At 62.9% G+C, this 24,666-nt stretch carries 23 protein-coding genes; 18 read left to right on the forward strand and 5 right to left on the reverse strand.

What is annotated here, in order from left to right; genetic code table 11:
* The first annotated feature begins 53 nt into the window (after positions 1–53).
* Positions 54–761 carry a hypothetical protein gene (locus DU490_RS05625; protein WP_114573349.1) on the forward strand — a complete coding sequence of 236 codons (708 nt, stop codon included), beginning with the start codon at positions 54–56 and terminating at the stop codon, positions 759–761.
* Between the two features lie 111 nt (positions 762–872).
* On the opposite strand, the gene DU490_RS05630 is transcribed toward DU490_RS05625, so the two are convergent.
* The gene (locus DU490_RS05630; RefSeq protein ID WP_043515357.1) at positions 873–1,079 is read right to left on the reverse strand and encodes a cold-shock protein; all 207 of its coding nucleotides are present in this window, start codon (positions 1,077–1,079) and stop codon (positions 873–875) included.
* Positions 1,080–1,504: 425 nt separating this feature from the next.
* On the opposite strand from DU490_RS05630, the gene DU490_RS05635 reads away from it, so the two are divergent.
* Positions 1,505–2,149, forward strand: a complete 645-nt coding sequence (locus DU490_RS05635; RefSeq protein WP_114573350.1) for a LysE family translocator — start codon at positions 1,505–1,507, stop codon at positions 2,147–2,149.
* A gap of 80 nt (positions 2,150–2,229) precedes the next feature.
* Here DU490_RS05635 and DU490_RS05640 read toward each other — a convergent pair whose 3' ends face one another.
* Positions 2,230–4,182 carry a transglycosylase SLT domain-containing protein gene (locus DU490_RS05640; protein ID WP_114573351.1) on the reverse strand — a complete coding sequence of 651 codons (1,953 nt, stop codon included), beginning with the start codon at positions 4,180–4,182 and terminating at the stop codon, positions 2,230–2,232.
* A 200-nt stretch (positions 4,183–4,382) separates the two neighbouring features.
* Here DU490_RS05640 and DU490_RS05645 point away from each other — a divergent pair, with 200 nt between their 5' ends.
* The 8 genes from DU490_RS05645 (at position 4,383) to DU490_RS05680 (ending at position 12,681) form a co-directional block, all read left to right on the forward strand.
* Positions 4,383–4,898 carry a PaaI family thioesterase gene (locus tag DU490_RS05645; protein WP_114573352.1) on the forward strand — a complete coding sequence of 172 codons (516 nt, stop codon included), beginning with the start codon at positions 4,383–4,385 and terminating at the stop codon, positions 4,896–4,898.
* Positions 4,891–5,361: a PaaI family thioesterase gene (locus DU490_RS05650; protein ID WP_114573353.1), complete on the forward strand. Its 471-nt coding sequence runs from the start codon at positions 4,891–4,893 to the stop codon at positions 5,359–5,361. Before DU490_RS05645 ends, DU490_RS05650 begins: the two co-directional genes overlap by 8 nt.
* 94 nt (positions 5,362–5,455) lie before the next feature.
* Complete coding sequence (htpG, locus tag DU490_RS05655; RefSeq protein ID WP_114573354.1) at positions 5,456–7,360, forward strand: molecular chaperone HtpG; 1,905 nt, start codon at positions 5,456–5,458, stop codon at positions 7,358–7,360.
* A gap of 256 nt (positions 7,361–7,616) precedes the next feature.
* Positions 7,617–9,188: a Re/Si-specific NAD(P)(+) transhydrogenase subunit alpha gene (locus tag DU490_RS05660; RefSeq protein ID WP_114573355.1), complete on the forward strand. Its 1,572-nt coding sequence runs from the start codon at positions 7,617–7,619 to the stop codon at positions 9,186–9,188.
* Between the two features lie 16 nt (positions 9,189–9,204).
* Positions 9,205–10,650, forward strand: a complete 1,446-nt coding sequence (locus DU490_RS05665; protein WP_114573356.1) for an NAD(P)(+) transhydrogenase (Re/Si-specific) subunit beta — start codon at positions 9,205–9,207, stop codon at positions 10,648–10,650.
* A gap of 117 nt (positions 10,651–10,767) precedes the next feature.
* Positions 10,768–11,871 (forward strand): NAD(P)H-dependent glycerol-3-phosphate dehydrogenase, encoded by a 1,104-nt coding sequence (locus DU490_RS05670; protein WP_114573357.1) that lies wholly within the window; start codon positions 10,768–10,770, stop codon positions 11,869–11,871.
* Positions 11,864–12,355 (forward strand): phosphohistidine phosphatase SixA, encoded by a 492-nt coding sequence (gene sixA, locus DU490_RS05675; protein ID WP_114573358.1) that lies wholly within the window; start codon positions 11,864–11,866, stop codon positions 12,353–12,355. The genes DU490_RS05670 and sixA overlap by 8 nt, the downstream gene beginning before the upstream one ends.
* 17 nt (positions 12,356–12,372) lie before the next feature.
* The gene (locus tag DU490_RS05680; RefSeq protein WP_114573359.1) at positions 12,373–12,681 is read left to right on the forward strand and encodes an antibiotic biosynthesis monooxygenase; all 309 of its coding nucleotides are present in this window, start codon (positions 12,373–12,375) and stop codon (positions 12,679–12,681) included.
* Here DU490_RS05680 and DU490_RS05685 read toward each other — a convergent pair.
* Complete coding sequence (locus DU490_RS05685; RefSeq protein WP_114573360.1) at positions 12,678–13,625, reverse strand: AEC family transporter; 948 nt, start codon at positions 13,623–13,625, stop codon at positions 12,678–12,680. The two genes, DU490_RS05680 and DU490_RS05685, sit on opposite strands and share 4 nt — an antisense overlap.
* Positions 13,626–13,850: 225 nt before the next feature.
* Here DU490_RS05685 and DU490_RS05690 point away from each other — a divergent pair, with 225 nt between their 5' ends.
* Genes DU490_RS05690 through DU490_RS05700 form a run of 3 tightly spaced genes read left to right on the forward strand, consistent with a single transcriptional unit; the run spans position 13,851 to position 16,602 of the window.
* A complete protein-coding gene (locus DU490_RS05690; RefSeq protein ID WP_114573361.1) occupies positions 13,851–14,666 on the forward strand; it encodes an alpha/beta fold hydrolase in 816 nt (271 codons plus the stop codon).
* Positions 14,663–15,535, forward strand: a complete 873-nt coding sequence (locus tag DU490_RS05695) for an alpha/beta fold hydrolase (RefSeq protein ID WP_114573362.1) — start codon at positions 14,663–14,665, stop codon at positions 15,533–15,535. Before DU490_RS05690 ends, DU490_RS05695 begins: the two co-directional genes overlap by 4 nt.
* 11 nt (positions 15,536–15,546) lie before the next feature.
* Positions 15,547–16,602 carry a patatin-like phospholipase family protein gene (locus DU490_RS05700; protein ID WP_114573363.1) on the forward strand — a complete coding sequence of 352 codons (1,056 nt, stop codon included), beginning with the start codon at positions 15,547–15,549 and terminating at the stop codon, positions 16,600–16,602.
* A gap of 29 nt (positions 16,603–16,631) precedes the next feature.
* Here DU490_RS05700 and DU490_RS05705 read toward each other — a convergent pair whose 3' ends face one another.
* Positions 16,632–17,207 carry a Smr/MutS family protein gene (locus DU490_RS05705; RefSeq protein ID WP_114573364.1) on the reverse strand — a complete coding sequence of 192 codons (576 nt, stop codon included), beginning with the start codon at positions 17,205–17,207 and terminating at the stop codon, positions 16,632–16,634.
* Between the two features lie 119 nt (positions 17,208–17,326).
* Between DU490_RS05705 and prmB the strand changes: the two genes are divergently transcribed.
* From prmB to phaC, 5 genes are all read left to right on the forward strand, one after another.
* Complete coding sequence (gene prmB, locus DU490_RS05710; RefSeq protein WP_114573365.1) at positions 17,327–18,280, forward strand: 50S ribosomal protein L3 N(5)-glutamine methyltransferase; 954 nt, start codon at positions 17,327–17,329, stop codon at positions 18,278–18,280.
* 43 nt (positions 18,281–18,323) lie between these two features.
* Positions 18,324–19,409, forward strand: a complete 1,086-nt coding sequence (gene aroC / locus DU490_RS05715; protein ID WP_114573366.1) for a chorismate synthase — start codon at positions 18,324–18,326, stop codon at positions 19,407–19,409.
* 73 nt (positions 19,410–19,482) lie between these two features.
* The gene (locus DU490_RS05720) at positions 19,483–19,887 is read left to right on the forward strand and encodes a DUF6489 family protein (RefSeq protein WP_114573367.1); all 405 of its coding nucleotides are present in this window, start codon (positions 19,483–19,485) and stop codon (positions 19,885–19,887) included.
* Between the two features lie 203 nt (positions 19,888–20,090).
* The gene (locus DU490_RS05725) at positions 20,091–20,528 is read left to right on the forward strand and encodes a phasin family protein (RefSeq protein ID WP_114573368.1); all 438 of its coding nucleotides are present in this window, start codon (positions 20,091–20,093) and stop codon (positions 20,526–20,528) included.
* A gap of 122 nt (positions 20,529–20,650) precedes the next feature.
* Entirely contained in the window at positions 20,651–22,486 is a 1,836-nt protein-coding gene (gene phaC, locus DU490_RS05730) for a class I poly(R)-hydroxyalkanoic acid synthase (protein WP_114573369.1), read from the forward strand.
* A 674-nt stretch (positions 22,487–23,160) separates the two neighbouring features.
* On the opposite strand, the gene lnt is transcribed toward phaC, so the two are convergent.
* Entirely contained in the window at positions 23,161–24,645 is a 1,485-nt protein-coding gene (gene lnt / locus DU490_RS05735) for an apolipoprotein N-acyltransferase (protein WP_114573370.1), read from the reverse strand.
* Positions 24,646–24,666: the final 21 nt, after the last annotated feature.

Consider the following 24,666-nt stretch of genomic DNA (forward strand, 5'->3'; position numbering starts at 1 on the left):
CTTTGTTGCAATAGTCTCTACCTGACGGACTCACCATGACTGGAGATACTTTAATGGCGACCCCCCCCTGGAAACTTGCCGCGGTTGGGCTGACCTTTGCGCTTGGCCTGGCTGCCTGTGGTGATACGGAAGACGAAGCCGGGGCGCCGGAGGTCGAGGAAACGGAAGTTCTCGTGGGCGAGTCTCCTGAAGACACCATGACTGACGACCCGGACACGATGCCCGAGGATGAGCCCGAGGCTCCTTCCCCTGCAACAGTGGAGGAAGGCGTCCCTGAAGCCATGGCTGAAGAAGGTGGCTCCATGGAGCCGGGCGACGATATCCAAGCGGATGCCGCGACTCTGGGTGAGTCGCCGGCGGCGACTCTGGATGAAGGTGGCGCCTTGCCGGGTGAACCCACCCGTTCGGATATCGATGCCATCCTGGAGGACACCGAACGGCGCTTCGAGGAGGCGCAGCGGCGTATCGACGAGCAGTTCGAAGAGGTCGGGCGAGACTCTCCAACCTTGGAGCCCATGGACGCCACGACCGAGTTTCGCTCCACGCTCGAACCCATGCAGGGTGAGGTCGGCGATACGCCTTCTGCCATCGACGAAGAAGCGGAGCGTCGTGGCGAGACGACACAGTCTGATATCGACGCCCTTCTTGAGGATACCGAGCGGCGCTTCGAGGAAGCACGGCGTCAACTCGACGAACAATTTGAAGAGGCCGAGCGGCGCGAGCCGCAGAGCGAGGCACCCCAGTTCGATATCGAGGATTGAACGCCCGCGTTATGTCATGGCATGAAAAAGGCCCACTTTAAGGTGGGCCTTTCGTCTGGGGGGCCTGGCTTCAAGGTAAAGCCAGGCCTATACGCCTGCCGAAGCAGTGCCTCAGTCGGCGAGCTTGATGTTGGAGGCCTGAAGGCCCTTCTTTCCCTGGGTGACTTCGAAGGTGACCTTCTGGCCATCCTGTAGGGTCTTGAAGCCGTCAGCCTGAATCTCTGAGAAGTGGGCGAACAGGTCGTCACCACCGTCGTCCGGAGAGATGAAGCCATAGCCCTTGGTATCGTTGAACCACTTGACAGTGCCAGTTGCCATTGTTGATTTCCTTACTTACTGATTGATCGTGCTGGGCACTCGGCAGTGCCGAAGGCCCGAAGTGCGTGGGCAAGGCGAGAAAAGTGCGCTTCGGGTGTATCGACAGTTCGACATACAGCTAACGACTTTCCACTTGCTGTCCAACGCAACGCATAGCGCATGAGTGGCGAACCATCATGCCCGCCCAGACAACTTTAGTTAGAAAAATTTAGAGCGTCCAGCAAATCGCAAGCATGAAATATGCCATACCAAGTGTGGCCTCAAATCGGCTAATGATTTATTCAAGTGCGCTTATCGCTGGTTCGCAAGGGCGCGGTCGGCATGCAGCATTCCGTGTTGCGAAAGGGTGAGGGCCTGCTCACGCTGGCGTAATATCCCCCCTTCGGCCCATGGCGGGCCAATTCATGGCAGGGAGTGCTCGATTCATGTTGTGGGATGCCCAGTTATGGCCCTTTTTGGTGGCCATTACCCTGCTGACGATCAGCCCTGGGGTTGATACGCTGCTGGTGATTCGCAATACGGCTCGCGGTGGCGTGCGCGATGGCGTGCTTACCAGCGTGGCGATCTGCTGTGGCCTGTTCGTGCATGCTACCGTATCGGCATTGGGAATTTCCCTGATCCTGCTGCAGTCGGCATGGGCCTTTGGCCTGCTCAAGCTGATGGGGGCCGGCTACCTGGTCTGGCTGGGAGTCGCCAGCCTTCTGGCAGCACGACGCAGCCAGGGCCTGCCGGTGGCGGCTATGCTGGGTGAGCGCAAGGCGCGGCCGCTCTGGCGCCCGCTGCGGGAAGGGCTGCTTTCCAATGTGCTCAATCCCAAGACCGTTGTCTTCTACATGGCGTTCTTGCCCCAGTTCATTGCTCCGACCGACCCGGCCTTGGTCAAGTCGCTTTGGCTGGCCGGTGTACATTTCATCATCGCCAACCTGTGGCAGATCGGTATCGTCGTGACGGTGGGCAGTGCGGGACGCTGGCTGGGAAGCCGTCTCTTTTCCCGTGTGTTGAATGGCGCAACCGGTGCGGTACTGATTGGATTCGGCATCAAGCTGGCGCTCGAGCGTCACCCCGCCTGAGCCGAGCGGGAAACGCCAGGGCCCCGGCATCGATCCGGGGCCCTGCGTGGTCTTTTCAGTTGCTTGCGGCAGGTGTCGCGCTAGTTGCGGGCCAGTAGCGAGCCGTCGTAGCGTACCGTGGTTTCAGCCGAACTCAGCATAGAGACGTCCTCGCTGCTGCCCCCGTTGGCCAGGCTTTCAAAGATGACTCGGTAGACGAGCACCGCCTGGACATAGTCGCGTGTCTCGCGGAAGGGAATGCTCTCCACGAAGAGGTCGTACTCCTCAGGCGAGTCGCGCAGCCAGCGGTCAACCCGGCCGGGGCCGGCATTGTAGGCTGCCGCCGCCGCCAGGCGATTACCCCGGTAGCGGTTGGTCATGTCGCGAATGTAGGTGCTGCCCATGCGGATGTTGATCTCAGGGTCGAGTACGCCGTAAGGCCCGGGGTCGCTGATGCCGAGCTGGCGGCTGAGCTGGGTGGCGGTGCCGGGCATGATCTGCATCAGCCCGCGTGCCCCAGCGGGAGATAGCGCCGTCGGATTGTAGGCGCTTTCGCGACGCGCAATGCCCATCAGCAAGTAGGGGTCTACGCCGGTATTGCTGCCCCAGCGCAGGAAGTGCTCGCGATAGGCTTGCGGAAAGCGCCAGTCGAGTGCGTCCCACATTCGGCCGGTGATAGTGGTCTGCACCAGGCGGGCATGCCAGCCACGGCGCTCTGCGTAGTCGGCAAGGGCGCGTGCCTCGCGGGGTGTTCCGATTGCCACGGCATTCAGCCACTCGTTGTTGGCCAGACCATCCTCGCCAATGCGTAGCAGCGCCTCCGTGCGCTTTACGGCTGGCCATTGGGCCACTTCCTCGCGAAACGCCTCATCGAAGTGATTGCGTTCCAGGTTCAGGGAATAGGGTCGGTTGAGGCGGTCTGCAGCAGCGAAGGCGAAGAAGTTGCGGCCGTCGGCTGCGCGTGCATAGGCGACTTGCGCCCGCTGCGTATCGCCCAGCTGTTCATGGGCACGTGCCTTCCAGTACTGCCAGCGGCTCTCCTCTCGGGTCTCGTCGGGCATTGCCTCGATCCAGCGCAGCGCACCGGGCCAGTCCCGGCTGGTCAGGGCATGGCGCACACGCAGCTCCAGTACCCGAGGGGTGCTGACTCGCGGCAAGACATCGTCGACCCAGCCCCGGTTGTTGTCGATGTTGCGCACCAGGGAGTAGAAGACCAGATCCTCCTCGATGGCGTGGCGGTGCTCGCCGTCGAAGGTCAGGTGAGGGGCGACCTTTCGCCATGCCTCCATAGCGGCTTCGGTATCGGCCCGGGTGAAGCCGTGCATGGCGGCGGCGAACAGCGCCCCGCTGCCGCGGCACTCGGGTCCGATACAGTTGGGCACCCGCGTGATAGCTGCATAGTCCCCCTGCAGGCGGGCCTTGGCCTCGCGCGCCGCCTGCCAGCGACTGCCGAGTTGGCGGCCCAGATAACTGGCAAGGCCGCTTTCACCCAGTTGCCAGGCCAGCATCTTGCGTTCCCAGATATCGAGTTCGCTGATCTCACCCTGTCTGCGTAGTCGATCGAACAGGGTGTCGCAGGCCGAAGGCTGAGAGCGTCCTACGTGCCAGAGTTTCCGCCCACCTTCCGCAGCAGCCCGTGGGTCGCTGCCCATCAGTGCCGTGTAGTAATGGCACTGACGCTCGGCTCCCGTAGGCTCGCCATCGGCAACGGCGAGGACGGCACCGTAGCGACCGGCGCTGCCATAGCGGCTGATGGCAGCGCCGCGCATCCACTCGGCCAGGGGGGCATCCTGGTAGCGCTCGATGAAAGCCAGCACCTGTCCCGGTTCGGCCTGGGGCAGTTGATCGCGCAGGCGGTGATACTCCACGTAGCCATAGAGCACGTGATCATTGATGGCGCTGCTGTCGATCCGGTTCCACTGCTGGTTGCGTGCCGCCTCCAGCGCCTCGCGCATGACGCTGTCGCTGGGCTGGGCTTGAGCGATGAGCGGTAGGCTGATGGCTGCCGCGGCGAGCCAGGCGGCGGCGCTGTTTAGCAGATGGCGATGGCGCATGGTGGCTGCCTCCGGAAGGCTTGAGTCGGAACCTCTGTATCGTCACTCATTGGAGCATATTTGAGTAGGGGTTGGGCGACGATTTCCAGGGTGCTGGTTGGCTTCGTTCAACGGTGAGACGCTTGTGCAGAGACAGCGCGAGAGCTAGGCTGAGCGGGTTTCTATCAAACGCTTGTTGGACTATTTCCAGGAGTGCGGATGTGAGCCAGGATGAACAATCTGCCGTGCCTGTTGGCCATGGCCCCGAGGCTTGGCGAACTGCTTTGACTCGCTTCGTCACTTTCATCCCGCATACCCGAGAGTTGGGACTCGAAGTGATCAACGTGGTTCCCCCGGAAGTGACGATGCGGCTTCCCTGGCGTGACGAGTTGCTCGGTGATACTACCCGGGGACTGATCCACGGAGGCGTACTGACCATGCTGCTGGATACGGTGTGCGGTTCCGCTGTGCTCTGCGGCTTGCCTTCTCCGGAGGTCTGCCCGACGCTGGATCTGCGCGTCGACCATTACCGGCCGGCGGTGGCCGGTCTTCCCATCATGGCCAGAGCCCGTGTGCTCTGCGTGACCGAGTCGGTGGTTTTTACCGAGGGCACGCTCTGGCAAGATCCCGAGCGGCCGGTCGCCCGTGGGATCGGTAACTTCATGCGCCTTGGGGCGCGCAACACTCCGCCAGGTTTCGGCGAGGCGCTGTTCAGTGGAGCAAATGACCATGCTTGACGATTTTCACGATGCAGCCTGGTTGGAGAAGACCCGGGCCGAGGGCGACGTATCTGCCTGGCTGGCGCGTGTGCCCTATACCCGCTTCATTGGCGTCTCGGCATCGCCCGACGCAGAGGGCGATGGTATGGTCTTTCATCTCGAGCCACACGCACACAACATTGGCAACATCCTGTTGCCGGCCATTCATGGCGGGGTGGTGGCCGCCTTCATGGAGACGGCCGGCACACTCGACCTGATGCTCGCGGCCCGCACACCTCGGCTGCCACGTATCGTCGATTTCTCCATCGACTACCTCCGCGCTGCCCGCGCGATACCCACCCACGCCCGCTGCAGTCTGCTGCGAGAAGGCCGGCGTATGGCCAACGTACAGGTCACGGCCTGGCAGGAGCGCGAGGCTGAGCCCGTGGCCACGGCACGCCTGCACTTCGTCTTGAGCGCCACGGAACAAAGCAGCGCTTGAAATTCCCGCCTCGGACCCCATATCGCTGAACAGTTCTACACGGGCGACGCCATGTTGGCGTCGCTGCTGGTTCAAGCCATGAGGTAACCGATCCATGTCCACTATCGCTCACGAGGAAACGCTCGGCTTCCAGACCGAGGTCAAGCAGCTGCTGCACCTGATGATTCACTCCCTCTATTCCAACCGGGAGATTTTTCTACGCGAGCTGATTTCCAACGCTGCCGACGCCTGCGACAAGCTGCGCTATGCGGCGCTGGATAACGATGCCCTGTACGAGGGCGACAGTGAACTACGCATCGAGATCGAACACGATCAAGAGGCCGGCACGGTAACGCTACGCGACAACGGCATCGGCATGAGCCGTGACGAGGTGATTCAGAACCTGGGCACCATCGCCCGTAGCGGCACCGCCGAGTTCCTCAAGCAGCTCTCTGGTGAGCAGCAGAAGGCTGCCAGGCTGATTGGCCAGTTCGGGGTAGGCTTCTACTCCAGTTTCATCGTCGCCGACGAGGTGACGGTGCGTACGCGCAAGGCTGGTTCGGACATCGGCGAGGGCGTCGAGTGGCGCTCCAGGGGCGAGGGCGAGTTTACCGTTGCCGATATAGAGAGCGAACGCCACGGTACCGAGATCGTGCTGCACCTCAAGCCTGATGCCAAGGAGTTTGCCGACGACTTCCGCCTCAAGAGCCTGGTGCGCAAATATTCCGACCATATCGAGGTGCCGGTGCGCTTGCCCAAGATCGAGAGTGCCCGCGATGACGACGGCAAGGAGATCGAGGGCAGCGAGGTCACCACCTGGGAGACCGTCAACGAAGCCACCGCTCTCTGGTCGCGCCCCAAGGGTGAGATCTCCGATGAGGAATACAAGGCGTTTTACAAGCACGTGGCCCATGACTTCAGCGATCCGCTGGCCTGGAGCCACAACAAGGTCGAGGGCAAACTCGAGTACACCAGTCTGCTCTACGTGCCGGGACGCGCGCCCTTCGATCTCTATGAGCGGGATGGTGCCCGTGGCGTGAAGCTCTACGTGCAGCGCGTCTTCATCATGGACGACGCCGAGCAATTCTTGCCGCTCTACCTGCGTTTCATCAAAGGTGTTCTAGACACCCGCGAGCTCTCTCTCAACGTCTCCCGCGAGCTGCTGCAGCAGGATCCCAAGGTCGAGAAGATCAAGAGTGCGTTGACCAAGCGGGCGTTGGACATGCTCAAGAAGCTTGCCAAGGACAAGGAGGCCTATCAGACCTTCTGGAACACCTTCGGCACGGTGCTCAAGGAGGGGCCGGCAGAGGATTATGCCAACCGCGAGAAGATCGCTGGCCTGGTGCGCTTCTCGTCCACCCATACCGACAGTGCTACCCAGGACCAGTCGCTGACCGACTACGTCGAGCGCATGAAGGAAGGACAGGGCAAGATCTACTACATCGTGGCCGACAGCTTCAATGCGGCCAAGTCGAGCCCTCACCTGGAGATCTTCCGCAAGAAGGGCATCGAAGTACTGCTGCTCTCCGATCGTATCGACGAGTGGCTGATGAGCCATCTCACCGACTTTGACGGTAAGACCCTGGTCGACGTGGCCAAGGGCGATCTCGACCTCGGTGAGATCGAGGGCGAAGAGGAAAAACAGGCCCAGGAGGAGACCGCCAAGGCCAAGGAGGATCTGGTTAAGCGGGTCAAGGAGGCGCTGGGCGATGAAGTCCAGGAGGTCAAGGTGACCCATCGCCTGATCGACTCACCGGCCTGTGTGGTGTTGCCTGAGCACGAGATGGGCTTTCAGATGCGTCGCATCATGGAAGCCGCCGGGCAGAAGGTGCCGGAGGTCAAGCCGATCCTCGAACTCAACCCGGAGCATGCACTGGTCGACCGTCTCGAATCGGCGCAGGGCGAGCGTTTCGCTGACCTGGCGCGCATCCTGCTCGACCAGGCGATCATCGCCGAGGGCGGTCATCTCGACGACCCGGCGGCCTACGTCAAGCGGCTCAATGCGCTACTGACGGCTTGATTTGACCCTGTCGATACTTGTCCAGCAGGCCGCCTACGGGCGGCCTTGCTATTGGACGTTACAAAGCAATAGACTCCTTTTGCGTCAACGTAATTTTTTATTTTTTCCATATTTTCAGCCGGATAGTGCTACATTCGAGTGCTGTCAAAAAGCCGTGTTGCTGTTGTGCATTGCGGTATGGTCAGGTATGAATAGTGAGTTTGGCCTATCTTGATTGCCCTATCAAAAACTCCGACAACCATAAGGGAGATCCAACGTGAAGATTGGTGCACCCAAGGAACTCGCCAAGGGGGAAGCACGCGTCGCGCTGACCCCTGACAGTGCGCAGCTCATCCAGAAGCTTGGACACGAATGCCTGATCGAATCCGGGGCAGGCATCGCTGCCGGCTTCGATGATGATACCTACCGGACCGCTGGCGTCACCGTGGTTGAGAGTGCCGAGGCGCTTTGGCGCGAGGCCGAGGTGGTCATCAAGGTCCGCGAGCCCAGCAACGAAGAGGCCGATCTGCTGCGGGACGGCCAGACGCTGATCGCCTTCTTCTGGCCGGCGCAGAACGAGGCGCTGATGGAGCGCTGCAAGGCCAGGGGCGCCACCGTGGTCGCCATGGACATGGTGCCGCGCATCTCGCGGGCCCAGAAGATGGATGCCTTGTCGTCGATGGCCAATATCGCCGGCTATCGGGCGGTGATCGAGGCGGGCAACAATTTCGGGCGCTTCTTTACCGGCCAGGTGACCGCCGCCGGCAAGGTGCCACCGGCCAAGGTGCTGGTCATCGGTGCCGGGGTGGCGGGTCTCTCCGCCATCGGTACCGCGACGAGTCTGGGTGCCGTGGTGCGCTCCTTCGATGTGCGCCCCGAGGTGGCCGAGCAGATCGAGTCCATGGGCGCAGAGTTCCTGTTCCTGGACTTCGAGGATTCCCAGGATGGTTCGGGCACCGGCGGTTATGCGGCGCCCTCGAGCCCCGAGTTCCGCGAGAAGCAGCTGGCGCTGTTCCGCGAGCAGGCGCCCGACGTCGATATCGTCATCACCACGGCGTTGATCCCCGGCAGGCCGGCTCCCAAGCTGTGGCTGGAGGATATGGTCAAGGCCATGAAGCCGGGTTCGGTCATCGTCGACCTGGCGGCCGAGAAGGGCGGCAACTGCGATCTGACCCGCCCGGACGAGAAGGTGGTCAGCGACAACGGCGTGACCATCGTCGGCTATACCGACTTCCCCTCGCGCATGGCGACCCAGTCATCGCTGCTCTACGCCACCAATATTCGTCACATGCTCACCGACCTGACGCCGGAGAAGGATGGCGTCATCGTGCATGACATGGAAGACGACGTGATCCGTGGCGCGACGGTCACCCATCAGGGTGAGGTCACCTTCCCGCCACCGCCGCCCAAGGTCAAGGCGATTGCCGCCGCCAAGCCCAAGCCCAAGGAGAAGGCGCCGACTCCAGAGGAGAAGAAGGCCGCGGAACTGGCCAGCTTCAAGGCCCAGACCAAGAGTCAGCTGACGCTGCTGGGCGTAGGGGGTGCCCTGATGCTGGTGCTGGCGCAGATCGCTCCGGCCTCCTTCATGCAGCACTTCATCGTCTTCGTGCTGGCCTGCTTCGTGGGCTTCCAGGTGATCTGGAACGTCAGCCACTCGCTGCATACGCCGCTGATGGCGCTGACCAATGCCATCTCTGGGATCATTATTCTCGGCGCCGTGCTGCAGATCGGTTCGGGCAACTGGGTGGTGGTGTTTCTTGCGGCGATCTCGGTACTGATCGCGACCATCAATATCGTGGGCGGCTTTCTGGTGACACGCCGGATGCTGGCCATGTTCCAGAAATCGTGAGCGGCGGAGAGATCACATGCTGAGTCAAGGATTTGTATCAGCCGCAGCGATTGCGGCAAGTGTGCTCTTCATCCTCTCCCTGGGGGGGCTGAGCAATCAGGAGAAGGCCAAGCGGGCGGTGTGGTACGGTATCATCGGCATGGCGTTGGCGGTGTTCTTCACCGCCCTGGGCCCCGGGATCGGTGGCTACTGGTGGATGATCCCGATGATCATCATCGGCGCGGTGATCGGCTGGGTCGTGGCCAGTCGGGTGGCGATGACCGAGATGCCTCAGCTGGTGGCGGCACTGCACTCCTTCGTCGGCCTGGCCGCGGTGTTCGTGGCCTGGAACGCCGACCTCGAGCGGCGTCGCGTGTTGGCCGCCCAGGCCCTGGGCGCGGGACAGCAGGAGTTCTCGGCCTTTGCCGCACTGGTGGCCACCAAGGCCCCCGACGAGCTGATGTTCCTGCAGATCGAAGTGGTGTTCGCCATCTTCATCGGGGCCGTCACCTTTACCGGTTCGGTCATCGCCTTCGGCAAGCTGGCCGGCAAGGTGGACGGCAAGCCCAATCAGCTCCCCGGTGGGCACATGCTCAACGCCGGGGCGGCAGCGCTGAGTCTGGTGCTGGCGATCGCCTATATCAGCGGGGCGGGCTTCTGGACGCTGATCGCTCTGGCGTTGCTGGCCTTCTTCATCGGCTGGCACCTGATCATGGGCATCGGTGGCGCTGACATGCCGGTGGTGGTGTCGATGCTCAACAGCTATTCGGGCTGGGCAGCGGCGGCGATCGGCTTCACGCTCTCCAACGATCTGCTGATCGTGACGGGGGCGCTGGTGGGGTCCTCCGGTGCCATCCTCTCCTACATCATGTGCAAGGCGATGAACCGCAACTTCGTCAGCGTCATCCTGGGTGGCTTCGGTGGCGTGCAGAGCGGCGTCGCGGCCGAGATCGAGGGTGAGCAGGTGGCCATCGATGCCGGCGGTGTGGCCAGCGCGCTGAACAACGCCAACAGTGTGGTCATCGTGCCGGGCTACGGCATGGCGGTTGCCCAGGCCCAGAACGCGGTAAGCGAACTGGTGCGCAAGCTGCGCGCGGCGGGCAAGGAGGTGCGTTTCGCCATCCACCCGGTGGCCGGTCGCCTGCCGGGACACATGAACGTGCTGCTGGCCGAGGCCAGGGTGCCCTACGATATCGTGCTGGAAATGGACGAGATCAACGACGATTTCCCTAAGACCGACGTGACGATCGTCATCGGCTCCAACGATATCGTCAACCCCTCTGCCCAGGACGATCCCAACAGCCCCATCGCTGGCATGCCGGTGCTGGAGGTCTGGAAGTCCTCGGTCGTCTTCGTCAGCAAGCGCGGTCAAGGCACAGGCTACTCGGGTATCGAGAATCCGCTCTTCTACAAGGAGAACACGCGGATGTTCTATGGCGATGCGCGAGAGAGCATCGATTCGCTGCTGTCGTTGATCGACTGAGTCGATGTCGACCGGCCCGGCAGCGCCGGCCCGGTGCTATGCTTGGTGTCAGGCGCCCCCGAAGGGGGCGCTTTTCGTTACACTCTATTCTCAAGCCGACTTTATTCTGGGGCGACCATGTCAGATGATCCCATGCAGGTAGCGGTGTTGGGCGGAGGCAGCTTCGGCACCGCACTGGCCAGCATCGCTGCCGACAACGGGGCCGAAGTGTGCCAGTGGCTACGCGATTCCGAACTGGTGGAACAGATCAATCGCGAACACCGCAACGGCCGCTACCTGCCCGACTTTGCCATCAACCCGGCGGTGAAGGCGTCGAGTGATATACAGGCAGTGCTCGAGCGGGCGGAGCTGGTGCTGGTGGCGATTCCCTCCAAGGCCTTTCGCGACGTCGTCCGACAGGCACGGCCCTGGCTTCGGGCCGACCAGATCCTGGTGAGCACCACCAAGGGGATTCAGGAGGATGGCTTCAAGCTGATGAGCCAGATCCTCCAGGAGGAGACGGGCTTTACCCATATCGGCGTGATCTCGGGCCCCAACCTGGCCAGTGAAATCGCCCAGAAACAGCTCACCGCAACAGTGGTAGCCAGCGACGACCCGCTGACCCGAACCCGGGTGCAGCAGGCGCTGAGCTGTGACTACTTTCGGGTCTATGCCAGCAATGATCGCTACGGCGTGGAGCTGGGTGGGGCGCTCAAGAATATCTATGCCATCGCCGCCGGCATGGCTGCCGCGCTGGGCATGGGCGAGAATACCCGCAGCATGTTGATGACCCGGGCGCTGGCCGAGATGGGACGCTTTGCGGTGGACCAGGGAGCCAACCCCATGACGTTTCTCGGTCTTGCCGGCGTCGGCGACCTGATCGTTACCTGCTCGTCGAATCTGTCGCGCAACTATCGGGTTGGCTATGCGCTAGGCCAGGGCAAAAGCCTCGATGAAGCGGTCGCGGCCCTGGGGCAGGTGGCCGAGGGCGTCAACACGGTGCGCCTGGTGCGCGCCAAGGCTCGCGAGGACGACGTCTACATGCCCCTGGCCGAGGGGCTCTACCAGGTACTGTTCCAGGGCGTGCCGGCGCGGGAAATGGCGCGCATGCTGATGAGGGGCGAGCAGAGCAGCGACGTGGAATTCCTGCTCTCCCGCGAGGACGTTCAGCGCGCCCACCGGCGGGTCGAGGCCGCCGACGACCAGCCTGGCGCCAGCAGGGGAGAGGCGCGCGATGAGTGAGCGGCTGCTGATCATGCGCCACGGTGAGGCCGGCCCGGGCGGCATTGATGCCGAACGCAAGCTTACCGCCCGCGGCCATGCCGAAGCCGCGCGCATGGCTGACTGGCTTCAGTATCAGGAACTGGACGAGGCGCGGGTGCTCACCAGTCCCTATGTGCGAGCGCGACAGACGGCGGAGCATGTGGCGGCAAGCCTGGGGCGCAAAGTCGAGCCCCTGACCATCGTCACACCGGACGATCCCCCCGAGGTCGTGAGTGACTGGTTGATCGAGCAAGCCGATCGTGGGCCTTTCGTGCTGGTCAGCCACATGCCGCTGGTTGGCGCCTTGACGGGGCTGCTGGTCGATGGCCGCAGCGACCGCGGCCTGGGCTTCGCCACGGCGGCCGTGGCCGAACTCGAAGCCGACGTGTGGGCGGCGGGCTGCGCCAGGCTGCTGCGCTTCATGGCGCCGAACGATGTCACCTGGCCAGATGAGAGGACCTGAATCAATGGAGAACTGTCATGACTTTCGTCGTCAATAACCGCGTCTTCGTCAACCCCGGCCATGAGGAGGCGTTTGAAGCGCGCTTTCGCGCCCGGGCCGGCGAAATCGACAAGCAGCCGGGCTTTCTGGCCATGCGAGCGCTTCGGCCCCTGGGCAATCAGGCCCCCTACGTGGTGGAGACCGAGTGGGAGAGCCAGGCGGCCTTTCACGCCTGGGTCGGCGGCGACGACTTCAAGCGCGCCCACGCCAACCCCATGCCCAGTGAGGCCGTCGGTGAGGGCGGTGGTCTCGAGCAGTTCGAGGTGGTGATCAGCAGCGGTGCCTAGATCAGCCCGGCGAGGCGCAGGCCAAACACCCCCAGTGTAATGGTCACGCTCGCCATCAGCGTGCTCAGCGCGATGATGTTGGCGGTCAGCACGGCGTTGCCGCCCATCGCCTTGGCCATGACAAAGGCCGCCGCTGCCGTGGGGCTGGCGAAAAACAGGAAAAGCACGCCAAGTTCGCGCCCCTGGAAGCCGACCAGCCAGGCCGTGCCGGTGGCCAGTACCGGTATGGTGACCATCTTCATCAGGCTGGCACTGGTTGCCAGCCGCCCCGAGGCCCGGATCGAGCCCAAGGAGAGAGTTGCGCCGATGCAGATCAGCGCCAGGGGTAGGGTCAGAGAGGCGAAATACTCCCCTGAGGTCATCAGCCAGCCAGGAAGGCGCAGTTCGAGGGCAGCCACCGGAACCGCCACTACCACGGCAAGGATCAGCGGATTGTGTGCGATGTGCGAAACGATGCTGCGCCAGTTCGTACGCTGATTGGGCTGGTAGGTAGCCAGGGCAATCACTGAAAAGGCGTTGTAGGTGAGGATCACCACGCCTAGCAGCAGGCCACCGGCGGAGAGGCCGTAGTCACCGTACATGCCCGCGGCAAGGGCGAGCCCGACGATGCCGCAGTTGCCGCGGAAGGCGCCTTGTACGAAGACGCCGCGTTCCGCATGAGGCACCCGCAGGATCGCCCAGCCCCAGCTGAACAGGAAGCTGCCCAGCGTGGCCAGGGCAAAGAAGCCGAGCAGCAGAGGATTCAATGTGGCATCCAGGTCGGCCTTGATGATGCTGAGAAAGATCAGCATCGGCATGGTGCCCTTGAAGACCAGCAGCGAGGCGGTATTGATGAAGGGCTGATCGATCCAGCCGGCACGTTTCAGGCCCAGGCCGATGAAGACCATCATGAAAACCGGCAGCGTGATCTCCAGGGTGCCGAGAAAGACGTCGACGAGCCCCATTCAGCGAACCAGCCACAGGCCGACCGTCACGGCGGCGATCACGGTGATCCAGAAGACACGGTTACGGATCCGGGTATCACGCGGGGGACGCGGCTCTGGCATGACGAGACTCCGTTAGGGGCTTGGGTGTCGGAGAGCCGATGGCTTCGACTTGGCGAAATAGGGTAAACCCGTTAGCCTGCTATCGCCACAGACATTATGTCTTGCTTGACACTGGATCCCACCATGACCGTTTCCCTCGCTAGCCAACGACCGCGATTGATCTTCGCCCACGCCAACGGCTTTCCCGGTATGAGCTACCGCAGCCTGCTCGCACCGCTGCGCGAACGCTTCGACGTTCACCCGGTCGATCGCCTGGGTCATCATCCCGACTACCCGGTCGGTCACAACTGGCTGGCGCTGCGCGATGAGCTGCTCGACCACCTGACTCTCAGTGAGGAACCCACCATCGGCGTGGGGCACTCGATGGGCGGCGTATTGATGGCCATGGCCGCCGAGCACGCGCCCGAACGCTTTCGTTGTATCATCATGCTCGACCCGCCGCTGATGCTGGGGTTGGACGCCTGGGGTATGAAAGTGGCCAAGCGATTTGGCTTCATCGACCGGGTCACGCCGGCGGGCAAGTCTCAGGGTCGACGCTCAGCGTGGCCTGATCGTGACGCCATGGCCAATCACCTGCGTCGCCGAGGCCTGTTCCGACGTTTCACACCCGATGCGCTGCATGACTATGTGGAGGGTGGCACACGGCTGCGCGACGATGGTTCGGCCGAGCTGGTCTATGATCCGGCCATCGAGACCGAGATCTTCCGCCAGTTGCCCGACCACCTGTCTCGCCTGCCGCGACGCCTGCAGGTGCCCTTTGGACTGATTGCCGGCCGCGACTCCGACCTGATTACCCCGTCGCGTCGACGCCGCCTCGAGCGCCATCGAATCAAGCTGTCGCTGGTGCCGGGGACACACATGTTTCCCATGGAGCATCCCGAGGAGACGCGCCAAGCGTTACTGACAATGCTGGACGAGCTGCTGGAGGCAACGGCATGAGCGAACCAAGAGATATCCGTTTGGCCGGCGGGCGCCTGGCCGGTCTCAGCTGGGGTGACGAGGGGGCGACGACCTGGTTGGCGCTGCACGGCTGGTTGGATAACGCGGCAAGCTTCACCCGTCTGGCCCCTCTGCTGGTTCACCAGCTGGGGATTCGCGTGGTGGCCATCGATTTTACCGGTCACGGCCAGTCGCAGCATGTCGCTGGTGACTACGCGTTGTGGGACTACTGTCACGACCTGCTGGACGCAGCCGATGATCTGGGGCTGGAGCGGGTCACCCTGCTGGCTCATTCCATGGGGGCGAGCGTGTCCTGCCTGGTGGCTGCGGCCCTGCCCGAGCGCATCGACCGGCTGGCCCTGATCGATGGTCTGGGTGCGCTCACCACGCCGGCAGGCGATGCTGCGCAGCAGCTGCGCAAGGGGCTGCGTGCGACACGTCGTCCCCTATCGGCCGCGCCGCGCTATCCTGATGTAAGAACCGCCGTGGCGGCGCGAGTCGCCGGCGGTGTGACGCCGATCGATGCCGATACCGCCACTCCGGTGGTAAAGCGAAATCTGAGATACGAAGGCGATGGTCATGTGCGTCTGCGTACCGATGGTCGCCTGCTCTGGCCCTCTCCGGTTCGTCTGATGCCCGAGCAGGTCCTGGCCATGCTCGGGACCATCCAGGCGCCGGTGCTGCTGATCGAGGGCGAGGGCGGCATACTTGGTGGGCGGGAGTCAGCAGCCGCTGCACGATCGGTGGTTTCGACACTGACCCGGCGGGTATTGCCCGGGGGGCACCATCTACACCTGGAGCCTGGGGCGGTAACGGCAGTGGCGGGGGCTATCATCGACTGGCAGGCACCGGAAGCGGGAGTGCTATAGGGGGCGATATCATGAGCGGTGCAACGACTGCAACCACGGGCAAGCGCGTCGCCTTGACCCTCGGTAGCGGAGGTGCGCGGGGCTACGCCCATATCGGCGTGATCGACGTGCTGGAGGCCCGTGGCTACGAGGTTGTGGCCATTTCCGGCTGCTCCATGGGGGCAGTCATCGGCGGAGTCTATGCGGCGGGAGAACTCGATGCCTATCGCGAATGGGTCTGTCAGCTCGACTATTTCGATGTGCTAAAGCTGGTGGATGTCACCTGGAGTCCCATGGGTGCCATACGGGCCAGCAAGGTGATGAGCAAGCTACAGGGCCTGGTGGGGGACATCCAGATAGAGGACCTGCCGATACCCTTTACCACGGTGGCCACCGACCTGGCGCGCCAGCGTGAGGTGTGGTTCCAGTCGGGCTCGCTGCTGCGTGCCATGCGTGCTTCCATTGCCATTCCGGGCGTGATCACGCCGGTACACATCGGTGCACAGACGCTGGTAGACGGTGGTTTGCTCAACCCCTTGCCGATCATTCCGACCGTATCGGCCCATGCCGACCTCATGTTGGCGGTGAATGTCACTGCTCATAGCCCGCAGCCGGTGACCCTGGAAGACCTGCTGCCGGCCGAGGAGGTCGCCGCCGAGGTGGCAGCAGGGAACGACTCGTCAGTGAGCGGTTGGATGGATGTGCGCGGAGCGACCCGGCGTTTTCTGGATGGGCTAGGCGGCGGAGTTGACGACACCGATGGTGAGGCTGCCAAGGCTGAGAATCCAGCCAAGGCGCGTCGAGCCTGGAGTCGTATGGACATGATCCTGGCCTCCTTCGACATTACCCAGGCGGCACTGGCGAAATACAAGGTGGCAGGCTACCCTCCCGATATCCTGATCGAAGTTCCCAAGACGGTCTGCGGTGCGTTCGAGTTCCACCGGGCCGACGCCCTGATACGGCTGGGATGCCACCTCACCCTGCAGGCGCTGGACCAATACGAAGGGCGCTTCCACGGCAGCAGCCCCGGGATGATCGTGGAGCCGCCCCAGATGCCGGCAGAACGTGAATCGGGAGGTGGCGCCTGAGGCGCCAGTCGCGATGGGAACCAGCGCTCCTAGGCATCCTCGCCGCGGCGGCGTAGCAGGACATAGACCGCTCCGGTGCCGCCATCGGCATCCAGTGCCGAGCAGAAAGCGAGTACCGCCGGCCATTCGCGCAGCCAGGCGTTCACGTGGCTCTTGATTACCGGATAGTCGGCGGTACTACCCCATGCCTTGCCATGTACCACCAGCACGCAACGCATGCGGCCAGCGGCTGAATCGCGCAGGAACTCTTCCAACTCGCCGCGCGCCTCATCCAGCGTCAGACCGTGCAGGTCGAGCCCCGCCTCCCAGGCGATGCGTCCGCGCTTGAGCTGGGTGCAGGTGCGGCGGGGCAGGTCGGGAAGGGAAAAATCGAGCGGCTCCGATGGACGTACGGGTTCCACGCGGCCATCGCTGGTTCGGCTGGCCGCATCGCTGTTTCCCGCAGCAACGGCAGCGGCGCGCCGCTCGGCCGCTGACGGGTCCTTGCGGCGTGAATGCCCGGGGTCGGCGCGGTCACTGACGATACGTCTCACACCGGCTTCGCGTAGTGCCTGGCGAAAGGCGCTGACTTCATCGTCATCCGGCGGGGGGCGGCGTCGGCTCATGCGCTACTCATGCGAAGGGTTCGAGGCGCACAGTATAGCTGCCTGGGCGCGACTGTGAACCGTTGCCCGCCGCGGGTACAATCGATGCCCTGCCCGCAACCGATCCCACAGGAACCCACGTGGCCGAATTTCCCTCCGTTTCCCGTTCGACGCTCAGCCTGGACGATGCGGCCATCAGCGCCGACCTCGTCACGCTGCGCGACTACCTGCGCTGGAGTACCAGCGAGTTTCACCTGGCCGGCCTGTTCCACGGGCATGGCACCGATTCACCCTGGGACGAAGCGGTATCCCTGGTGCTGGGTTCGTTACACCTGCCCTGGAACGTCGACCAGGCGGTACTCGATGCGCGCCTACTGCCCATGGAGCGTCTGCGCATCCTGGCTCTGGTACGCGAGCGTATCGCTACGCGCCGCCCGCTGCCGTACCTGCTGGGCGAAGCCTTCTTCGCCGGATTCCCCTTCCATGTGGATGAACGAGTCCTGATCCCACGCTCGCCGATTGCCGAGCTGATCGAATCGGGGTTCGAGGCCTGGTTCCTTGAGGAGCCGCCGGCCCGGGTGCTCGACCTGTGCACAGGGTCGGGCTGCATCGGTATCGCCACGGCGCTCCACCTGCCCACCTGCGACGTCGACCTGGCAGATATCAGCCCGGAAGCCTTGGCGGTGGCCAAGCAGAATATCCAGCGTCATGACGTGGGGGCTCGGGTGCGAGCCGTGCTGTCGGACGTGTTCGACGGGCTAGGCGGTCAGCGCTACGACCTGATCGTTTCCAATCCCCCCTACGTGGACGCCCGTGACCTGGCTACCATGCCTAGCGAGTTTCGCCATGAACCGACCCTGGCGCTGGAAGCGGGGTGTGACGGTCTCGATATTGTCCGGCGTATTCTGCGCGAGGCCCGTGAGCATCTCAGCGAAGACGGCGTGCTGATTGTCGAAGTGGGCAATTCGGACTGCCACCTGGAGGCCGCCTTCCCCGGGGTGCCTTTCCTGTGGCTCGACTTCGAGCGTGGCGGACAGGGGGTCTTCGCCCTCTCCGCCGCGGAACTCGACGCCCATGCGGCGTCCTTCGCCTGATCGCAGGCATGATCATCGACAGAATCATTCAGGAGGCACGCCCATGTCCGGCAACACATTCGGCAAGCTGTTCACTGTTACCACCTTCGGCGAGAGCCACGGGCCAGCGCTTGGCGCCATTGTCGATGGTTGCCCGCCGGGTCTGCCGTTGACCGAGGTCGACCTGCAGCAGGATCTTGACCGTCGGCGCCCCGGCACGTCACGCCACACCACGCAGCGCCGCGAGCCCGACCAGGTGAAGATCCTCTCCGGCGTATTCGAGGGGATGACCACGGGAACCTCCATCGGATTGCTGATCGAGAATACCGACCAACGCTCCAAGGACTACTCGAATATCAAGGACCAGTTCCGGCCCGCCCACGCCGACTATAGCTACCATCACAAGTATGGTGTTCGCGACTACCGGGGCGGTGGCCGCTCCAGCGCCCGGGAAACCGCCATGCGGGTGGCGGCGGGGGGCATTGCCAAGAAGTACCTGGCTACCCATGGCATCGAAGTGCGCGGCTACATGAGTCAGCTTGGCCCCATCGAGATCGCCTTCAAGAGCTGGGAGGCAGTGCACGACAACCCATTTTTCTGCCCCGATCCGGACAGGGTGGACGAGCTCGAGGCTTACATGGATGAGCTGCGCCGGGCACAGGATTCGGTGGGTGCCAGGATCACCGTAGTGGCCGATGGCCTGCCGCCGGGACTCGGTGAGCCCGTCTTCGACCGACTCGATGCCGAGCTGGCGCATGGCTTGATGAGCATCAATGCCGTCAAGGGCGTGGAGATCGGTGACGGCTTCGCTGCCGTGATGCAGCGGGGCAGCGAGCACCGCGATGAAATGACGCCGGATGGCTTTCTTTCCAATCATGCTGGCGGCGTGCTCGGTGGCATCTCCTCAGGACAGCAACTGGTCGCGCATCTGGCACTCAAGCCGACCTCGAGCATCACCACACCCGGGCGCTCCATCGATGTGCATGGCCAGCCGGTCGAAGTAGTCACCAAGGGGCGGCATGATCCCTGCGTGGGGATCCGTGCCACGCCGATCGCCGAGGCGATGATGGCGCTGACCTTGATGGATCACCTGCTGCGTCACCGGGCGCAAAATGCCGACGTCCAGGTAACCACACCGGTATTGCGCTAACTCGGGTTCGATCTAGACCCGCTGGGCCTGACTGACTGCTACACTCAACAGACCACTTGAGCCGAGTAACGCCATGAAGATCAATGTCGAGTTCGACCTGACCCCTGACGAGTTCCGCCGCTCTTTGGGCCTGCCCGATGTCGAGGCTTTCCAGCAGGATTTGCTGAACCGGATTCACAAGCAGATGGAGTCCGGGGTCGAGGGCTACGATCCGATGAGCCTGATGCAGCCTTTCCTCCAGCAGCAGGGGCTCTCTCAGGGCATGACCCAGGGTTTATCCCAAGGGCTCGCCAGCTTTGGTACTTACCAGCAGATGATGCTCGACATGTTGCGCAAGGCTGGCAGCGGAAAAGCGTCCAGCTCCGAGGACAGTCCCGATGCTAAAGGCGAGCAAGATCAGGAGCCGGCCGAGGCAAAGAAGAGCAGTAAGCGGGCAGGCACGGCAAGTGCCCGCTCCCGGTCGCGACACAGTGAGTGACCCGGCCATGAGAATGATTGCTGGGTGAGCCACCGTTGAGCGTTCCACCTTTGATTGAGCAACATTCAGTTGCAACAGAGGGCCTCGCAGACTACGCTTTGTGCAGTGCAGCATTCATGCCGTGCAGCTTGACGATGGGTGATCGGTGCTGCGCCTCGCATGACTTTAGGCCCACAGCTTCAGGTCCACAGGAGGTTACCGCCATGCAGGACAAGATGATCGACAACTTCAATCAGCAGACGCGCAGCTTCTTTGAGCCCATGCGCAAACTCAACTCGCTGATGCTCGGCAACATGGAAAAGATGACCGAGTACCAGCTGGAAGCCATGAAACGCTACAGTCAGCTGGGTACCGAGCGTATGCGCAGTGCCTCGGAAGTCAGCGACGCCGAGGATCTCCAGCAGTTCGGCGCTCAGCAGGCCGAAATGATGAACGAGCTATCCAAACAGATGATGGAGGATGCCCAGGCCTTGAACGAGATGAGCCAGGAGTTTCGTTCGGAGCTTGAGAAACTGCTCGGTGAGGCCGGCCAGCAGCTGGCCGGCCAGGCGCACGAGAGCGGGGCGAGCGCCAAGCCGGCCAGTTCGGGCAAGTCCGACGCTCCAGCCAAGGCAACCAGTCAGTCTTCGCGCAAGAGCTGAAAAAGTCCAGTCGTTGCCCGGGGCTCCCGGGCAACGCTGCCGCCTCCACAGCGCCCTTCGGCAGGGTCTTGTGGAGGCGGTTCGTTAAAGTCACGCCGTTAGTCGATGATCAGGAGTGGGCAATGCTGTCAGGTTCGGAAGGTCCATCACAAGTCGAGTTGGAAGAGTGGAATTCACAGCTCCAGGAAATGGGGCAGCAGTATCAGGCGTTGATGCAGGATCTCCTCGCAAAAATGGCGCCCGATGAGGCTGCCGACACCATCCATAACGACATGCGGGATGCCTTCCAGGCTGGCGCCGAGTCCCTGATGCGTAATCCTCAGTTGGTGTGGCAGACGCAGGCCCGCCTGCTGCAGGACCAATGGCAGCTGTGGCAGAATGCCTTGCAGGCCGCCAGCGGCGAGCCGGTCGACCCACTGGTGGCACCCCGGCGTGGCGATCGACGCTTCAATGACGAGGCCTGGACCAGTGACCCTTACTACCAGGGGATCATGCAGCAGTATCTGCTGTTCTCGCGCCTGGTCGAGGAGTTGATCGAACGCCTGGAAGGGCTGCCCGAGCAGCAACAGCGCAATCTGGCCTTCTATGCCCGCCAATTGGTCAACGCCATGGCGCCGACCAACTTTATCTCCACCAACCCAGAAGTGATGCGGCGTACTATGGAGACCAACGGCCAGAACCTGGTCGATGGCTTGACCCGGCTGCGCCAGGACCTGTCCAATTCCGCCGATGGGCTGAATGTGAGCATGACCGATCGCAGCGCCTTCGGGGTGGGTGAGAACATCGCCGTGACGCCGGGCCATGTGGTGTACGAGAACGAATTGATCCAGTTACTCCAGTACACGCCCACGACTGAGACAGTGTTCAAGACGCCGTTGCTGGTCGTGCCGCCCTGGATCAACAAATACTATATTCTCGACTTGCGCCAGGACAATTCCATGGTCAAGTGGCTGGTCGATCAGGGCCACACCGTGTTTCTGATTTCCTGGCGCAATCCGGGGCCGGATCAGCGTGACCTGACCTGGGCCGACTACATGCAGTTGGGGCCAATCTCTGCCATGGAAGCCATCGAGCAGGCCTGTGGCGAGAAGTCGGTCAATCTTCTCAGCTATTGTGTCGGCGGAACCCTGACGGCTTCCACAGTGGCCTATCTCACCAGCACCCGCCGTGGCCGCAAGGTCAGGTCCGTGACCTACATGGCCACCCTGCAGGATTTCCGGGACCCGGGCGAGATCGGTGTGCTTTTGAGCGAGCCTGTCCTGGCTGGCATCGAGGCTAGACTCGAGAAAGATGGCTACCTTGACGGCCGTTCCATGGCCTACACCTTCAATCTGCTGCGCGAGAACGATCTTTTCTGGTCATTCTTCGTCAGCAACTACTTGAAGGGCGAGAACCCGGCGCCGTTCGACCTGCTCTACTGGAACACCGACGGCACCAACCTGCCGGCAGCCACGCACGGCTGGTATTTACGCCACATGTATCTTGAGAACCGGCTGGTACAGCCGGGCGGTATCGAGCTGGACGGGGTCAAGATCGACTTGCGCAAGATTTCCACGCCGAGCTACTTCATCTCCACTCGCGACGACCATATCGCCAAGTGGAACAGCACCTACTATGGCGCCCTGCTGCCCAAGGGGCCAACGACTTTCGTCCTCGGTGGCTCCGGTCATATCGCCGGTATCGTCAACCCGCCGTACAAGAACAAGTACGGCTACTGGACCAACAGCGAACTGCCCGATAGCCATGATGAGTGGCTGGCCGGCGCTGAGGCCCAAGAGGGCTCTTGGTGGCCGCACTGGCAGCAGTGGATGACCGAAGGCGGCTACGCCGACACTGAGAAGATGGTGCCGTCGCGCCAGCCGGGCGAGGGCGAGCTGCCGCTGCTCGAGGAAGCGCCGGGGCGCTACGTGCGTACTACCATCCCCGAGGTGCTTGGAGAAGTGCCGCCGAAGGAATAAACGGCCGACATCGACGAAAGGAAATCAGCGGGGCCCGCCTGGAGCGGGTCCCGTTTTTTTTGGCGATGCAAGGTCCGTGGTTATAGCAAGCGCAGGGCAACACCGCCGGGAGTCCTTCGGCCTCCAGTCGCGATCTAAAGATGCTCCAACAGCGGTGTGGCAACGTTGGCGGAGAGGATCGCTGTTGGAGCGCTCGGTTCGGCGCTCCGAGTTTCCATCGCGACTGGCGCCGATAGGCGCCCGGCGGAGGCTGCAAGGGCAGTGGCTATCGCCAGCGTTGGCAACGCCGCGGTCGCGAGCTAAAGCTACCTCCGACAGGGTGGTGATTGCCTGCCATGGCAGGAAAAATCAGCTGTTGGAGCGCTGGTTTCCATCGCGACTGGCGCCGACAGGCGCCGCGGCGGAGGCTGCAAGGTGAGTGGTTATCGCCAGCGTTGGCAGCACCGCGGTCGCGAGCTAAAGCTACCTCCGACAGGGTGGTGATTGCCTGCCATGGCAGGAAAAATCAGCTGTTGGAGCGCTGGTTTCCATCGCGACTGGCGCCGACAGGCGCCTCGGCGGAGGCTGCAAGGTGAGTGGTTATCGCCAGCGTTGGCAACACCGCGGTCGCGAGCTAAAGCTACCTCCGACAGGGTGGTGATTGCCTGCCATGGCAGGAATTGACGTCACTAGCCTCAGGCTTTGGCAGTCACATAGGCACGACGTTTCAGCCAAAGCCCCGGCAATACCATCAGCGCGGCGAGCAGCCAAACCGGCCAGCTGCCGGTGCGGGTGAACGGCGTTAGGCCCTGCATCGGCGTGGCTTCCCCGGTGAGGTAGGTGGTTTCGAACTGTGGGGCGCGGGCGGTGATACGGCCCTGCGGGTCGATGATCACGGTGACACCATTGCTGGTGGCCCTAATCACATAGCGGCCGTTCTCGAGTGCGCGTAGGCGCGCCATCTGCAGGTGCTGCAGCGGACCGATCGACTCGCCGAACCAGGTATCATTGGATACCGTAAGCAGCAGTTCGGAGTCACGGGCACGATTGGCCACCAGGTCAGCGTAGATGATCTCGTAGCAGATGGCATTGCCGATGACGGTTCCCGCGGCATGAATCGGGGGCTGGCTATCGGGGCCAGGAGTCATGGCCGGCATCGGCAGGTCGAAGAAGGCGATGGTCCCGCGCAGCCAGCGTTCCAGTGGCAGGTACTCGCCGAAGGGCACCAGTTGCGCCTTGCGATACTCGCCTTCTGTGTTGCCGACCCCGATCACGCTGTTGTAGTAGAGTCCGCTTCCTTCACGTTGCAGAATGCCGGTTAGCAGGGCGCTGCCTGGCGGCATGGTGGATTGCGCCCGCTCCAGAATCGGCGTTGCTTCATCCTCGAACATCGGTAGCGCAGCTTCGGGCCAGATGATCAGGTCGATATCATCGTCCTGCTCCCGGGTCATCTCCAGGTAGGTATTGGCCGCTATCCGGCGCCCTTCCGGCGTCCACTTGATCAACTGCGGCAGATTGCCCTGAAGCAGGGCGACACGCAGGGGCTCGCCGGCGGGTGAGGTCCACTGGGTCGGCAGGACCAGCGGGGCCAGCCATATCGCAGCCACTGGTACCACGGCCCACCAGCGGCGCCGCAGGAATTCGACCCCGAGCGTGCCGGTGAGCACGGTCAGCAGCGAGAGCAGATAGACACCGCCGATTGGCGCCCAGGGTGCCAGGGGAGAGTCCACATGGGCGCTGCCCAGTAGCAACCAGGGAAAGCCGGTGAAAAGCCAGGTGCGCAGCCATTCCCCGAGCACCCAGGCGCCAGCAAAGGTGAGGACGGCGAAGCGGGGGCCGGTCAGGCGGCGATAGAGCCAGAGGGTCGCGGCGAAGAACAGCGCCATGGAGCAGACGAACAGGGTGGTCAGGAATACCGCCAGCGGGACCCCGGTGTATCCGTAGTCGTGAATCGACACATAGACCCACGATGCACCTGAGCCGAACAGCCCTACCCCATAGCACCAGCCCTTGAGCGCGGCCTGCAGTGGCGACAGATGATGAATGCCCAAAACCATTAGCCCTGCGGCGATCGGGCCTAGCCACCAGAGTTCGAAAGGGGACGCGGTCAGCGTGGTCAGTACACCGGCGGCCAGCGCCAGGAGACAGGCAGCAGTCGGGGGGAGGCGGAGTTCAGTCATGGGTAATCGTGGATTCCTGAC

Source organism: Halomonas sp. DQ26W (assembly GCF_003339685.1).
GTDB lineage: Bacteria > Pseudomonadota > Gammaproteobacteria > Pseudomonadales > Halomonadaceae > Halomonas.